The following is a 15,564-nucleotide window of genomic DNA, read 5'->3' on the forward strand; positions in this document are numbered from 1 at the left end:
CTAGTACTAGGTTTCGGAACATGTTTAATTCATTCAACTACACTTGTCAAAAAAAGAGGAAATATCCCCTTTTTAACAACAAATAAGAATGTATAATCATTAGTTTTCCTTTAAATTATAACAGAAAAACCCTTTAATTTCATTAAATTATATGACTCTTAAAAACAATTTAGCTGTAAAACTCTGTTCAAATCTAACTCGAAATATTGTGGCTTATATAATATAAAATGGGATATGAAACTTTTTTGTTTACTATATCTATTTTTTTCAAAAATTGTTTTGCCTTGAAAAGAAATACTATTTACATATTTATTTTTATTCTTTCTCTAACTTCCTTTTCGCAAGAAAAACCGTCTTTTGAGAGAATTGACACCTTAGAAGTTCTTATCGGAACATCAGAGAAGTTAATGATAGAGAACAAGATGTACGAAGCTCTAGAATTAGCTTTCAAGGCCACTACTATTGCAAAAAAACTTAATCATCATCATTACTTATCTCATTCTTACTTTGTTATAGGTAATGTTCAATACGAAATTATTGACTATGAAAATGCGAAAATAAATTTGCAAAAAGCACTGGAATACAGCGATAAATCTGAATCTAAAAGATTATTACCCTATATTTTACAAAGCCTAGCTAATCTATATTATGAGGATAATGAAGACTATGAAAATGCCTTGATTTATTATAAAAAAGGAGTAGATATCGCAAGAGGTAAGGTACCCCCAAACAACTTTATCATTCCGCTTACCAATTTGATCTGGACCTATATGGATCTGAATCGCTTTGATGACGCTGCCCCTTATCTAAAGGAAGTGGATAGTATTGCTAGTACGATTCATCAAGATGCCATATTAGGTAAAAGCTCATTACATCTTGTTAGAGCACGTAATTATGCGTATTTAAGGAATTTCAAAAAAGCCGAAGAAAACTTTGAGAAAATGTTTCAAACTCTGGAAAACGAAGAAGCATCCTGGCAAAAGGGGAAAAGTTATTTCTATCAATATAGAGCAGAGATGTATGAAAATTTTGGAGATTATCCCAAAGCAAATGCCGATTTAAAAAAGTTCTATGAAAGTGAACTCAAGGTTTTTAAAGAAGCAAGAATAAAAAATGAGGAAACGGCAAAAACCCAATTCAAAATTGATCAGTATGAACAAGAACTAGAAACTGCCGGAAGAGAAAAACAGTTATTAAAAAACATTGCCAATAATAACAAGACTATTAATTATATTTCTTTCGTTGGCTTACTTTTATTGGCAGGAATTGTTTTCTTTTATTACAGAGGGTATGAATCTAAGAAAAAAATATCCGAGATTCTGGAAATCAAAAATGCTGAACTCCAAGAAGCTACGTTACAAGCTGAACAGTTAAGTAAGATTAAATCGCAATTTATATCCACTATTAGTCATGAACTAAGAACTCCTTTGTATGGTGTCGTTGGGATTTCTTCAATTCTATTAGAGAATAATCCAAAAACGGAAAAAGATAAAAAGTTACTTAATTCATTGAAATTTTCTGCAGATTACTTGCTCGATTTAGTAAATAAAGTACTAAAAGTAAGCAAGATAGACTCCGAAGAAAAAGAGCTTATCAAGACTCCCACAGATGTATTTTCATTATCTCAAAACATTCTACAATCTTTTGAGTACCAGGCTCAAAAAAAGGATAACGAATTAATTTTGGAGCATGACCATAGTATCCCTAAACTAGTTAACATTGATGCATTACGAATATCTGAAGTTTTGATTAATTTAATCGGAAATGCCATTAAGTTTACGGATAAAGGAAAAATCTGGCTTCGAATTAAACCTTTATCAATAGATGCCAAAACTATTAGACTTCGTTATGAGGTAGAAGATACTGGTATGGGAGTACCAGAAGACCAAAAAGAATACATATTCGAAGAGTTTTCTCAAATCGGGAGTGTATATGATAATAAACAAGGAACTGGTCTAGGTTTATCTATTGTTAAAAATCTCGTTCAGGTAATGGGTAGTCAGATTCACTTCGAAAGCAAAAAAGATGTAGGCTCTATGTTTTATTTTGATTTAGATGTGGAGATCGAAGATTGTTTAAATGATTTCGTAAGTGATTCGCAAAATCCAGAAAAAACAGAATGTATCTCCGCAAAAATTCTAGTTGCAGAAGATAATAAGGTAAATCAATTGGTTACTAAGAACCTACTAAAAAACATTGGTTGTGATTGTACGATGGTAGAAAATGGATTGGAAGCCGTGCAGATTTTGAAAAGCCAGCGTTTTGATTTAGTGCTGATGGATATTAATATGCCTGTGCTTGATGGTATGCAAGCTACATTAAAAATTCGTAAATATGATACAACGACTCCTATTATTGCTTTAACCGCTTCAGAATTAAGCGAAGTTGGTGACGAATGTAAAAAAGCTGGTATGAATGACCTCATCAATAAACCGCTAAACAAAAACCATCTTAGAGATGCTATCCATAGAAATTTGATAGCTAACAGTTTTGAGAAGAATACCTAAACATCCAAGTTTACCATATCAGACCTTATTCTTAATACATGAAATAAAACAAAATACCTTGTACGTATCAATCTTATTTTGTAATGTAGGGAATTTTATGTTACTTTCTGAATGTATACTAAAAATGAACCGTAAAATTAAACGTTTATTATATGTTCGTAAGCGGTTACAATTGGATATATAAAAGAAATATGTGTGTTAGTACGTATGCGACCCCTGTTGTATAACATTACCAAAATATAATCAATAGTCCAAAATGGAGATTAGTTATGAATGATAAAATATTCAAAATATCTATACTATTGTTAACTTTAATAATATGCAATTCATGCTCTCAAACTCCTAAAGAGAATTATGAGAAATTAAAAGCTATTAAAATACAAGGATTGATTATCGCAACCAAAACTGGAAAAGGCGGCTATTCTTTACTGGTGACAGAGCGAAAAGATACATTCCAAATTTGGAATACTTTTGTGCAAAATGCACATATCTCATTTTTTGTTGGCGATTCTATTTTTAAGCACAAAGGAGAAATGATTTATAAAGTTAAAAGAAATGACTCTTCACATACTTTTGATGCAAGTGGCGCAATATTTAACTACTGACTTGATAAACGAATACCTAAAAAAAGAACTTTATACAACACGACATATGTGATCATTAGCAACTAGATAATTCATCGAATGATTATTATATATTTAACAGGCCATAATGCTTGTAAAAAGATAAGGTTAACAATCAGTGCTCAATTTTTGTCGAAAATAGGGTAACATTTTGCCTTGCTATGATACATATATTAACCGTTAGATGCAATGCGTAAAAAATCAGAATCAATAAGAAATATGAGTTTTTTAAAATCACTATTCAATACAAAAGAACAGCCAATAAACTCATACTCTGAGTTTTGGGATTGGTTTCTGGAAAATGAAAAAAAATTCCATAACGTTCTCAAAAAACAAGGAAATATTAAACGTGATTTCTTTGACAAACTAGCACCAAAACTGAACGAGTTAAAAGACGGATTTTGGTATTTAGCAGGAATGTATGAAGAAAATATTTCAGAACTAGTTATCACACCTGATGGAGTAATCAAAAATATTGTTTTTGTAGAAGAGCTTGTTCAAACCGCTCCTAAAATGACAAACTGGAAATTCACTGCTTTAAAACCAGCAATTGACATAAAAAATGTAAGTATAGAAATGGCAGGCTATACTTTTGATAGTGAAAATCTATCCTTTTATTCTATTGACCATAAAAACTATCCTGATGAAATTGAGATTGTAATTGTTCATGATGAGTACAATGAAAAGGACCAATCAACTATAATAAATGGTACTTATATTTTTCTCGACAATTATCTTGGAGAATTAAACTCGGTGACTACTATTGACAATTTGAAAGTAATTCCAAAGGATCAAGCAGAGAAAGAACTTATCTCAATTTCAAAATTGAAAGATTTTCTAATTTGGAGAGAGAAGGAATTTATTGAGAAATATAAAGGACTAAGACATAATACAAATGATGATAACTTTTCAAGCCTAGAAGCTACATTAGAAAATGGACTTCCATTACTTGCAATAGTAAATTCAGATTTATTAAACTGGGATTGTAAAGCATCTCACCCTTGGGTTGCAGTAGTCGAAATTAAATATGATGGAAAAGGAAATAACGGAATGCCAAACGAAAAGGAATATCAATTACTCAATGAAATTGAAGACAAAGTAATATCTGATTTAAAAGATTCTGATGGATATTTAAATATAGGCAGGCAAACTGCCGATTCCTTAAGGGAGATTTACTTTACCTGTATTGATTTCAGAAAACCATCTAAAGTTCTCCACAATATCAAAAAAGAATACAAAAATATAATTGAAATAGACTTTGATATTTATAAAGATAAATATTGGCAATCATTTAATAGGTTTATAACTAATTAAAAAGGAAATAACAATTTGTATATTGCATATGCTACCTTGGTGGCCAGTAAACGCAACATACAAGAGACGTTATTATAAAGAAGGTTGAATAAATATTTAGGCGTAGTCCTATTTTAAAAAAAATCCAAAACACAAATCAAGTATATATCAAAACTAACAACAAAATGAAAAAACCTGACATCACATCCACAAATGTATTCTTGCTTGTTATCTTTCCTATTACCCTATTTTTTTTCTCTTGTTCTAATCCTGATACTTCAGAATATATCCAATTTTCCTTTCCAACAGAACATTATCATGAAGCATTGGATGGAAGGTTAATTGTTTTGATTTCAAAACAAATCGAAACAGAACCTAGATTTCAGCTCAGGGACGACTCCAAAACTTGTCAAGCCTTTGGGATGGATATTAACGACTGGAAACCTGAAGAGTCGCTGCAGTTTGACACAGAAGCATTTGGATATCCAATTCGTAGTTTTAAAGAACTACCATCAGGTGAATTCTTTGTACAAGTCTTATTTCACAAATACGAAACCTTTAAAAGGGCTGATGGACATATAGTGAAATTACCTATGGACAGAGGTGAAGGACAACAGTGGAACAAAGCGCCAGGCAATCTATATTCTACTCCTCAAAAAGTCACAATCAAGAATGGGTTATTTCCTTCTATCGCTATAAAATTAGATCAGAAAATACCTCCAATCTCCGAACCTGAGGACACAAAGTATGTAAAGCATATAAAAATTAAAAGCAAGTTATTGAGCGATTTTTGGGGAAGAGATATGTATTTGGGAGCTCATATACTGTTGCCCGAAGGATGGGAAACACACCCTAATGTTAAATATCCGCTTGCTATCATGCACGGGCATTTCCCGAAAGATTTTGGAGGGTTTCGAATGACTCCACCCGATCCCAATTTAAAGTCGGAATACAGTGAGCGTTTTAATGTTGAAGGATATAATTTGATGGTCCAGCAAGAAGCGTATGATTTTTATAAAACCTGGACAGGTCCTGATTTCCCTAGAGTCATTGCAATCAAAATCCAACACCCAACACCATACTATGATGATTCATATGCTGTAAATAGTGCCGCACAGGGACCATATGGAGATGCGATTACCTATGAGCTAATTCCGCATATCGAGCAACAATTTAGAGGAATAGGAGAAGGTTGGTCACGATTTGTTTACGGAGGAAGTACTGGTGGATGGGAGTCTCTTGCCGTACAGGTAAAATATCCCAAAGAGTATGGGATGTGTTTTGCCGCTTGTCCGGACCCAATTGATTTTAGAGCATATTGTTTGGTGAATATATACGAAGACAAAAATGCATACTACAAAGAAGGTACATTCAAAAAAACACTGGTTCCTGGTCATCGAGATTATTTAGGAAATGTAGATGCTAGCTTAAAAGACATGAATTACCGAGAATTAATATTGGGTACAAAGGCTCGGTCAGGACAACAATGGGATATTTGGGAAGCAACGTATTCGCCATTAGATGAAGAAGGCTATCCTAAAAGAATCTGGGATCGCCTAACTGGAGAAATAGATAAAGAAGTAGCTTCATATTGGAAAGAAAACTACGACCTCTCTTATATTTTGAAACGAGACTGGGCAAAAAACGGTAAGGATTGGGAAAATAAAATTCATTTGTATTGCGGTGATATGGACAATTATTATCTAAACAATGCAGTATATCTAGCCGAAGAAGTCCTATCAGAAACCACTGCTCCCTATTATAATGGTGAAGTAGATTATGGCGACAGAGCAGAACACTGCTGGAATGGCGATCACGATAATGGAAATCATATTAGTAGGCTGCGATATCACCGTATGTTTATCAAAAAATACGGTGATAAAGTTTATAAAGTTGCTCCTAAAGATGCCGACTTGAAAAGTTGGAGGTATTAATTTTTTCTAGGTGGAAAAAGTCAATGACTAGGTATGATTTTCATCCGCTATGATACACATAGCAGTCATGAGTTTCTAAAACAAATTCTTAAGTTCGGTTCTTATCAAAAAACTGATTTATAATGTTCAACTATTGGAAATGGATCATAAAAATGATGCAATAATCGTTTCCATTCCTGATATTCTGATGATTGTCTAAACCCAATCTCGTGATCTTCTATCGTTTCCCATGATACCAATAACAAGTATTTATCTATCTCTTCTACACATTTTAACAAATCTAACTTGATAAACCCCTTCATAGAGGAAATAATTTTTCGAGCTTCGCCAAAGGTTTTTTCGAAGGTCTTAGATTCTCCTTGTTTTATATATAAAATTGCTTGTTCTAATATCATTTTATAAAATGTATCATCATAAACTCATTGTTAATGCCTTAGTTTTAGTGAAGCCAAATTCATTATAAAAAACCTCCAATTCAGGTTTTGTATTCAAAAATACTTGCTCGACATCCTGTAACTGATCCAATAATTCCTGAACAATACGTTTTCCCAAACCTCTTTTTCTGTAACTAGCTTCTATTACAATATCGTCTAACAAAGCACGATAAACTCCATCCGAAAGTGCTCGCCCAAATCCGATAAGTTGTTCCGTATTCGTATCTCGAACTACTACAAATACTTCCGTTTTTTGTAATAGCTTTTCAACACCTTCTAATGATCGATTTTTTGCCCAACTAGTTTGCTCAAAAAGACCTTTAAGTTCTCCCACTTCCGGAAGGTTTTTGTTATTAATAGTATACTGCATCATTTTTGAATAGAATATTATATATCCCCAATAAAGAATGGATTACAGCCTACACTTCGACACCGTGTCCGCCTCAGGAGGAGGCTCAGTGTGAGACGCTGGAATAACAAAACTATCACGATTCTTTACCAACTATATACTATTTCACTACTTCAATCCATTTACCTTTGGTACGAACCAAATAATCATTGTCATACATAGCTTCGGATTGAATACCTGGTAAATAATACTTTCCTAAATACGAAGCATTAAGAAGTAGTGTTACTGTTTTACTTTCTTTTGGCTTTAGATCAAAATAGAAATTAACACGATCATCTCGAATATCTGTATAGGTGACTTTGTTAGTCCTAAAAGACCCGAAATCGGTGAAACGAGTATTAACCACTTCCCATCCCGATGGAAAAATCTCTGTTAAGGCGATATCTTTTACGTTACTTCCAGAAGTATTGGTTATCGTTACTTCTGCCACAAAATCGGTTCCTTGAGATAACTTAGTAACATCAATGATTCTTCCATCTCGATTTTTATAGTCAACAATCGCTTTAAAATTACTTTGTATCACTTTCTCCTGACCAACAGGTAGGATTCCGCTAGTTGCCAGTTGCACAAAAATGGTGTTCTCCTTATTATTTTTAAGCAATAACTTATTATTTTTAGTAATAGATAATTCACCAGAAGACAGTAAAGTTTTATTGGTATTTGCACTATTGGATTTTCCATTAAGTGTGTAATTAACTTCTATTCCCTTCCCTCCTACATAGGTTGCATATTTAGCCATAGCCATTAAAGCGTATGAACTCGTTTGGGTACTCATCCAACGTTTTGAAGATAATTCCTTAGCCAATGCTTCTGCCACTTTTTGTGCTTTTGCTTTTTGATCTAATAACACCAATGTCTCCAACGCCATGGCTCGATTTCTGTTTGTAGATCCATAGGTATGGTAATAGTTTTTTCTTGGCTGAAAATCAATATTGGAACTATTCAATAATTTGTCGGCTGCACTCTTCTGTCCAATCAATCCATAGGCTGCAGCTAATCTTAATTTAGCATCGTTAGAAAGGTTAGATGTCTCTCTTAATCTATTCATAGATGACAAGTCAGGGCTTCCTGCTAAAGCTAACGTATACAATCTATATGCTTGCGCAAGATCACTACCTCCGCTTCTCCATCGCTTTGCTTGTTGTTGTTGGTAATTAATCCAATTGCTTTTAAATCCAATTGGTAATACATATCCCTTTTTATTAGCTTCCAGTAAAAAGTGTCCCGCATAACTCGTTCCCCAATCATTGGCGTTACTATATCCTGGCCAATATGACATTCCTCCATTGGGCTGGATAAAGCTTTTTAGCCTATAAATAGCAGCTTCCATATTACGCTGTATTTTATTTTTCTTCTCAGAAGGCAATGTAAATACATCCCCTAAATACAACTGCGGAAATGCTGCTGATGTAGTTTGCTCGACACACCCATGAGGATATCGAATCAAATACTTTAGTCTACCTTCAAAATTCATAGGTGGTAACGAAGAAAGTTCGATCGTAGTACTATTACTTCCATCCACCCCGAAAGATGCAAAATCTAACTCTTGCTCACTATTTGGTTCCAAAACTATCGAGGTGATCTCGGTAGTCATTGGGTTTGGATTGATAATATCAATAGGAATACTATAAGACGCTTTTTCTCCATTTCCGCTAGCAACCACTTCTATATCTGTAATCGAAGCTCCTTCTATCACTTCTATGTCAAAATAGACCATTTTCTCATCAGGTTGCGAAAAATTAAGACGCTGGCTGGTCTCTCCAACAACTGTAAATCCTTTATTAGGTTTTAGAGTCACATTGACATCCTTCACCTTGTTTTCCATGGCAAAAACGGTAACAGGAATTGTCACTTTTTCGCCTGGTGTAATTTTTCTAGGAATCGAGGTCAATACCATTAATGGTTTTCTTACAGGAGTGGTTTTTTCAACACTTCCGTAAGCTGCATTTGTAGCATCCGAAGCTACAATCATGGTTCTAACGGAACCAATATATTTTGGGATTTTGATTTTATGAGACTTCGTTTCTCCTTTTTTAAGTTCAAAGGGTCCCTTATATACAACCATTGGTTTAAATCGATTTGCTTTTTTAGACTTACTACCGCCAGCTTCTCCATCACCTCCGATGCTAAAGATTTGGTTAATACTTCCTCCGTATGCTCCAATTACATCATCATATACATCCCAGGTTTTTACTCCCAATGCTTCTCTGGCGTAGAAAGTATTCCAAGGATTAGGCGTTTTAAATCTTGTTAGGTCCAATAATCCTTCATCCACAATCGCTATAGAATAGGTCATCGCTTTTCCACTTGTTTCACTAATTTTTACATCAATTGTTTCTTCCGGACGTAAAACATCTGGCATTTTTACAACAGGTTTAACTCTTGTAGCAGGATTTTCTACAGAAATAGGTATCACACCATACAATCGTATGGGTAGATCATTAGCGGTAGAACTATGTGGTTGTAATAATGTAATATGTATATATACATTTGGTGTATACAGGTCTTCTATTGGTAATTCGAATTTGGTTTCTCCTTTTTGTGGAGTTACCCATAATGATGACAATACTTCAGTACCATTTTCTACGGTAACCAAAGCTCTTCCCCCTTCACTGGATGGAAATGTCACTATTGCCGTTTCTCCAACATTATACGTGCTTTTATCAGCAGAGAACATTAACATCGTTGCTGCAGATGGATCATTTTTATTAGCTCTACCAGCCCAACCTGGCCAATCTACGTAAATTGCTTTTCCCGTTGCATGGCCTCCATTCGGATCTATAACTCTTACCAGATATCTTCCCCATTCTGGATATTTAATTTCGAAATTAAAATTGGTTTTACCACTACTATTAGTTGTTACTTTAGTTTTAAATACTTCATTACGATATGATCCTCGATTGTAAGAGGATAGATTATCTTCTGAAGTATCCCACCACCATCTCCAATTTACTTTATAAACATAAACTTCCAGGTCTTTCACTGATTTTGGATTTCCTTTTTTGTCCACAGAAACTACTTCAAAATTATGCTGCGTATCTGTAAGTAACATTCCTCTTGCTTTATCTCCTTTTGGAACATTTAATCCAATATAGGTTTCATAAGGTGAAAAGTCCTTCGAAATAACATCAGTACTAAAATCGCCTCCGGTTTCATACACTTTGGTTATAAATGATGCTCTAAGCATTCCAGCTGCTTTACTCTCTAATGTTGGTTTCATAGAAAAATTCACTTTTCCTTCCGAAGAAAGTTTACCTCTAAATACTTCTTGTTCATCTGTCCCAAATCTCCTTGATGGATCATCAAAGATATATCCAGGAAATGTCTTAAAACTGGTCCTCTTCGGGCTAAAACGCGCATTAATATCGGTCTGAAGACTCTTAGCTACAGCGCCATGCAGCCATAGTACTTCTAAATCACCTGTTATACTCTTATTTGCTCCTAGTACTTCATCATCAAAATTTGCTTTGATCTTAAGGCGATTGGGTTTAATCGTTTCAATTTTTAATGATTTAGCAAAGCTTGCTCCACCAACATTTACTTTGGCCTGCCAGTTTCCGGTAGGTGCTTCATCAGAAGTTTCTACTATAAATTTATAGAAATTACCAATTCCTTCTGTCTTGGTCTCCTGATGTATTACTTTTCCATAAGGATCTTTTAGTTCAAATTTAACTGGATGACCTTTTGGTAGTTTATTTGCATTATCATTAAGCATAAATGAAAGGAATAAAGTGTCTCCAGGGCGCCAAACGCCTCGTTCTCCATAGATATATCCTTTAATTCCCTTTTGCAATCGTACTCCAGAAACATCAAATTTACTAACCGACAATGCATTACCATCATTCAGTTTAACATAAGTTTGTTGTTTGCCTGATGTAGCAATAGCAAAAAATGCAGGTTTATCAGCATCAAATCCTGACATACCTTGCGCATCTGTGGTAGCAATTCCAATTTCTTGTTGCTGATAGTTATAAAAGGCAACTTTTACATTAGGAATTGGATTTGTGGTAAGGATATCATTAACTGTAACTGTATATGAATTATTTAATCCTTTTTTTATAATTACTCCCAGGTTGGAGGCCAATACATTTGCTGCAACCTTTTTATTTCTGTAAAACGAGTTGCTACAGGGATCGTCTCTTTCATTCCAATCATAATCATAATACTCATCATAGTAATATTGGGAACTATCCCAAAAGCTAGACTCCTCTTCTTCGTCATCATAATTCTCAGAAAGTTCATCAATAGAGGTTTCATCTGCAGCCGCTCCATCACATTTATACAGAGAATATACCTTCTTATATTTTAGTTCCACTCTATATATTGCTCCCGGATCGGGCGAAATCAATTCTTTTAAATCAATAGCAAAAGCGTTCCATTTACTTAAATTTAACGAAGCATTCTCCTGAAGGTTAATTAGTTTTTTAGCAACTGGTCTCGCCACGCTTCTTAAATTACTTGAGCCATCAAGATTATTATTCTGTAAAAATTGCAGCACATTATTCTCGAATACTTTAACCACCTGAACCTCTACTGCACGCAGGTTTATTGCTTCGAAATTAAACTTTAGATTCTCTGAAGTTGGCAGAATTACTCCGCTCTGCAATAATTTAACTTCTGGTTTAGGTTGCTGAAACGAAATGTTTTCGGAATAAGTATTCTTTAGCTTGTAGTTGTCGATACTTTTAATCCCTTCAAAAACAGTTACCTCTAATGTTCCTTTTAGTTCTTGTTTTGGATATACTTTTAAATTCTGACCTTTTACTGTATATTTTAGATCTTTTGCTCCTGCGATTGTTACTAAACCATCGAAGTTTTGATTTTTTTTCAACGGATCTGAAAAATTAATCTCTACATATTGCCCTTCAAAGTTAGAAACAGAAACACTAATTACAGAAAAATTATTCTTTCCTGGCACTTTTAGCACATCTTCTCCTTCTGTATCTATATCAAATGATTTCCCTGACCATTTTATGGCTACTTCCGAGTCTTCTTCAAAACGCTGTATACTATCTATTCTAAAACTAAACTGACGGCTTTTATCAAGTGATTCTCCAAAAGTAACTGGAACATTTTTACCTTTTTGTGTAGCCGTAATTAGCTGTTTTGCTGTATCAAAACTTAATTGATCGCTCGCAGAAATTGTTCCACTAATATATTGCCAATCTTTACTATAAGATTGCAGGTTATCTGTAATTATAGAAAACTGTTGTTTTAATGTTTTAACGCTAAAAACAAAATTTCCATCCAGCTCATCCTTTAAATCTTTCACTAAACCATCTAAATTTAGAGTAAACGTGTATTCTGTATCTTCCTTAAAACCTTTTTCTGGTTGAAAAGCAATTGTTTGATTATTTACAGCGAACACTCTTCCTTCTACACTTGGAGAAACCGAAAGTACTTTATTAGAAAGTTCTTGGTTATCATCCCAGCCTTCTACAGGTGTTTGTAAAACCACGTATACATTATCCAGAACCGAAATTACTCCAGTAGATACATCTGAAATATACTCTTGATATTTATTAAGTTCTGATGCATTTGCTTCGGCTATGGCTTTAGCATCTTTCTTTTTACAAGAAAAAACAAATACAATACAAAAGAAAAGATACGGGATACGTGATAATCGCATATTGAGTGAATTTAGTTGACCTCATAAATGTAAGACATTTTTAAATGCAGTTATCCCCTGAAAATAGTGAATTTTAAATTTTAATGGATAAATAGTATTAATTATACTCAAAACTCATCTTAAGTAATACTTTTCGGTCGAAAAACACTACTTAAGATGAGTTCTTAGATTTAGTATAACTCTGTTTCTGGACGAGACAGTTTTTTATTTGATAAAAAATCGGATAACGTTCAGATTCTATTATATCTAATTTATGATGTTGTTTATTACCCCTAAATCAAATAATCGTCTTCCTAAACTAGTGAATTCCTCTTTGGAAGTATAGGAAGAAATACTTGCAATAGATTTCATTTTATCAGTCATAGAAGTCATAACTTCATATCGCCAATACATTAATTGTGCTAGCGGTTTATTAGCTAAACTAATTTGTTGATTTTTCACATCAACCTCATCAATGCCTATACAAGTATTAAATACTGTATTTTCCTGAAACGAAAGGAACTTACTATTAATGTTTAATTCCACATCAGGGTCATTATCCACAATCTCTATAGATTGTACACTTAAACTATGTTGTAATCCAATTACAAAAAATACTGCGAATATCACTTTCATAGTAATAGAACGCGATTCGCATACTTAATATCATTAAAAATATGTTAAAGTTATGGTTTTAACGTATTTTGATTTTTCTTAACAATTCATTAACAATCAAATGAAATGCACTTCATTTGCTGCCTATTTCCTGGATTCCATCACACTAGTCTAAAGAAAGAACTAGCTATAGATACAAAAATATATGTTATTTGATATCTTTATAAAAATCAATTAAAGCAATCCTACCTTGGAAAAACCGAAAGGTTAAGTGCATGATATTTCCTCCATTGTCCTCTAAAGTGATCGCTTTATTAAGTTCAAAATCGGATGGTTGATCTTTTCCGTCTTCAATTGCGATATTATCAGCATATAAACTCAACTTTTTATCAGGCTTCAAAATGGGTTCTACTTTACCCGAGATTCCAGGAATTTGACCCAATTTATTGATAATAACTGAACCTGAGTTATTGGATTTCTCAATAGTAACTTTAATATCTTCCTTAGGATTCATACTATGAAAAATTACAGCTGGATATTCTGAGTGCGCTATAAGAACGGTATATAGCTTCCTGGTCCGAATTACAAAATGTGCTAATCCGTTCTCATCCGTATAACCTTCCAGATAAGTAGAATTATTCGCTACCAGCACTACCTTTGCATGTGTAACCAATTGCTTTTTTTCATCTACTACTTTAATCGTAAAAATAAAAGGCTTAGGATTAATCATAGTAGAGAGTTTCGACCATCGATTTCTGAAAAATGTCTGATCCCTTTTTAACTTATTTTCGATAAGAACGGCTAATTCTTCAGGAGTCTTATTTTCCAAATTAATATAACCGATTGTTTTAAGAATTCCAGGAATTTCTGTATTATCGAATCTAGCAGGTAATATATATTCTCTACTTTCCTGAAATGCTCTCGCTTGCATCGAAACTCTCTCATGATTTGTCCATAATTTTTTGTTATAAAAGCTGGATACAAACAGTACTGTATATCTTGCTTTATTTTGATAAATCTCTGACAAATACTCATACAAGTTTTTACCCCACAAATTAGCTTCCTCAAATAAATCATAAAACACTTTAACGCCTTTATTTTTCAAGCTATTTGCCACTTCCTCTACATATGCTCTATTCTCTCCTGCAAAAGATAAAGCAACATCATATTCATAACTTTTATTCTTCATCACTGACTATTTTTTTAACCTAAAACTGACCAATTGAACTCCTTCAGGCTTCATCATTTCCTGCAAAACCATCTTTCGCATTTAGATAAATCTTGCTTTTTCGGTTGAATGAAGAAGTCCAAATGAGCTCATTACAAAATTACTTTCTTTATTTGGAATTATTCCATTTTTTATTGGAAATATTCCAACAAAAGTTTTACTTTTAAACCGTAAAAATCAATGTTTTTGGGACCAAAGAAAATTATACACAAGAGAGTAGAAAAGAATGGTTATTATGGATGCCTGTCCTGAGCTATGTCGAAGGGTTTGAACGAGCTAGTAAAAAGAAAGAAAATATAAATAAATATCAATTCTGGCAGCATTACTATAAACCAATAGAATTATGGAATATAGAAGAGATCAAGCAAAAGATCGATTATATACATAATAATCTGGTAGAAAGTAGTTTTATTACGAACCCTATTGATTGAAAATATTCATGTTCTATAAATTTTTAGGACGAAACATGCTCATCGGTACCCGACAGAGTCGAGCACTAGCCTTACTCAGTCGAGGACGAGCCTTTAGATTAGCAAATAGAAAACATAAAGGAAGCTGCGGAGCTATTAAAAACTGTGGTTGAATTGTATAATAATCAAAGACCACATATGAGTATAGGTAATTTGACTCCAAATCAAGTGCATCAAAACAATATAAAAATGGAAAAATTATGGAAAAATCCTATTATTGTAAACCAATAATAGGACTAAGTATAAGTTGTAAAACTATTTTAGGATTAACGTAAAATATGTAAACTTTTTTTAGGACGAAACACTCATACCGATTATCACAAACGGTACTAGCATGTATGCTAGCACTAGCGATCATTACGAGACGCTCGCGCCATCAGGGGATCACTCATTCTAGGACGAGCGGAGGCTCATCTCTTTTATTCTTAATTGACTCCTTACAA

Annotated in this window: 11 protein-coding genes; 6 read left to right on the forward strand and 5 right to left on the reverse strand. The window is 33.5% G+C overall.

Translation table 11 applies throughout. From position 1 onward, the window contains the following. Window positions 1-284 precede the first annotated feature (284 nt). The 4 genes from D1818_RS13025 (at window position 285) to D1818_RS13040 (ending at window position 6,357) form a co-directional block, all read left to right on the forward strand. Window positions 285-2,507 carry a response regulator gene (locus D1818_RS13025; protein WP_158596909.1) on the forward strand — a complete coding sequence of 741 codons (2,223 nt, stop codon included), beginning with the start codon at window positions 285-287 and terminating at the stop codon, window positions 2,505-2,507. Window positions 2,508-2,776: 269 nt separating this feature from the next. After that, window positions 2,777-3,112, forward strand: coding sequence for a hypothetical protein (locus D1818_RS13030; protein ID WP_118459442.1), 336 nt, complete (start codon window positions 2,777-2,779; stop codon window positions 3,110-3,112). Window positions 3,113-3,319: 207 nt separating this feature from the next. Then, window positions 3,320-4,444: a DUF695 domain-containing protein gene (locus tag D1818_RS13035; RefSeq protein ID WP_233558510.1), complete on the forward strand. Its 1,125-nt coding sequence runs from the start codon at window positions 3,320-3,322 to the stop codon at window positions 4,442-4,444. A gap of 164 nt (window positions 4,445-4,608) precedes the next feature. Then, window positions 4,609-6,357, forward strand: coding sequence for an alpha/beta hydrolase-fold protein (locus D1818_RS13040; RefSeq protein ID WP_118459444.1), 1,749 nt, complete (start codon window positions 4,609-4,611; stop codon window positions 6,355-6,357). A gap of 104 nt (window positions 6,358-6,461) precedes the next feature. On the opposite strand, the gene D1818_RS13045 is transcribed toward D1818_RS13040, so the two are convergent. The 5 genes from D1818_RS13045 to D1818_RS13065 form a co-directional block, all read right to left on the reverse strand. Then, window positions 6,462-6,752 carry an antibiotic biosynthesis monooxygenase gene (locus D1818_RS13045; protein ID WP_118459445.1) on the reverse strand — a complete coding sequence of 97 codons (291 nt, stop codon included), beginning with the start codon at window positions 6,750-6,752 and terminating at the stop codon, window positions 6,462-6,464. A 16-nt stretch (window positions 6,753-6,768) separates the two neighbouring features. Then, window positions 6,769-7,161, reverse strand: a complete 393-nt coding sequence (locus tag D1818_RS13050) for a GNAT family N-acetyltransferase (protein WP_158596910.1) — start codon at window positions 7,159-7,161, stop codon at window positions 6,769-6,771. Window positions 7,162-7,300: 139 nt separating this feature from the next. Then, window positions 7,301-12,829: an alpha-2-macroglobulin gene (locus D1818_RS13055; RefSeq protein WP_118459447.1), complete on the reverse strand. Its 5,529-nt coding sequence runs from the start codon at window positions 12,827-12,829 to the stop codon at window positions 7,301-7,303. Window positions 12,830-13,075: 246 nt separating this feature from the next. Further along, entirely contained in the window at window positions 13,076-13,444 is a 369-nt protein-coding gene (locus D1818_RS13060) for a hypothetical protein (protein ID WP_118459448.1), read from the reverse strand. Window positions 13,445-13,631: 187 nt separating this feature from the next. Continuing rightward, the gene (locus D1818_RS13065) at window positions 13,632-14,612 is read right to left on the reverse strand and encodes a TIR domain-containing protein (RefSeq protein ID WP_118459449.1); all 981 of its coding nucleotides are present in this window, start codon (window positions 14,610-14,612) and stop codon (window positions 13,632-13,634) included. Window positions 14,613-14,890: 278 nt separating this feature from the next. On the opposite strand from D1818_RS13065, the gene D1818_RS13070 reads away from it, so the two are divergent. Next, window positions 14,891-15,082 (forward strand): transposase, encoded by a 192-nt coding sequence (locus tag D1818_RS13070; protein WP_118459450.1) that lies wholly within the window; start codon window positions 14,891-14,893, stop codon window positions 15,080-15,082. Window positions 15,083-15,196: 114 nt separating this feature from the next. Beyond that, entirely contained in the window at window positions 15,197-15,352 is a 156-nt protein-coding gene (locus tag D1818_RS25915; RefSeq protein ID WP_370449370.1) for an integrase core domain-containing protein, read from the forward strand. The last annotated feature ends 212 nt before the right edge of the window (window positions 15,353-15,564 follow it).

Origin of the sequence: Aquimarina sp. BL5 (assembly GCF_003443675.1) — a bacterium.
Classification (GTDB): Bacteria; Bacteroidota; Bacteroidia; order Flavobacteriales; family Flavobacteriaceae; genus Aquimarina.

Excerpts from the sequence above, each read along its gene's own strand:
- D1818_RS13030 (WP_118459442.1), top strand. The coding sequence starts at position 2,777 with ATGAATGATAAAATATTCAAAATATCTATACTATTGTTAACTTTAATA.
- D1818_RS13035 (WP_233558510.1), top strand. The coding sequence starts at position 3,320 with ATGCGTAAAAAATCAGAATCAATAAGAAATATGAGTTTTTTAAAATCA.
- D1818_RS13040 (WP_118459444.1), top strand. The coding sequence starts at position 4,609 with ATGAAAAAACCTGACATCACATCCACAAATGTATTCTTGCTTGTTATC.
- D1818_RS13045 (WP_118459445.1), bottom strand. The coding sequence starts at position 6,752 with ATGATATTAGAACAAGCAATTTTATATATAAAACAAGGAGAATCTAAG.
- D1818_RS13050 (WP_158596910.1), bottom strand. The coding sequence starts at position 7,161 with ATGCAGTATACTATTAATAACAAAAACCTTCCGGAAGTGGGAGAACTT.
- D1818_RS13055 (WP_118459447.1), bottom strand. The coding sequence starts at position 12,829 with ATGCGATTATCACGTATCCCGTATCTTTTCTTTTGTATTGTATTTGTT.
- D1818_RS13060 (WP_118459448.1), bottom strand. The coding sequence starts at position 13,444 with ATGAAAGTGATATTCGCAGTATTTTTTGTAATTGGATTACAACATAGT.
- D1818_RS13065 (WP_118459449.1), bottom strand. The coding sequence starts at position 14,612 with ATGAAGAATAAAAGTTATGAATATGATGTTGCTTTATCTTTTGCAGGA.
- D1818_RS13070 (WP_118459450.1), top strand. The coding sequence starts at position 14,891 with ATGCCTGTCCTGAGCTATGTCGAAGGGTTTGAACGAGCTAGTAAAAAG.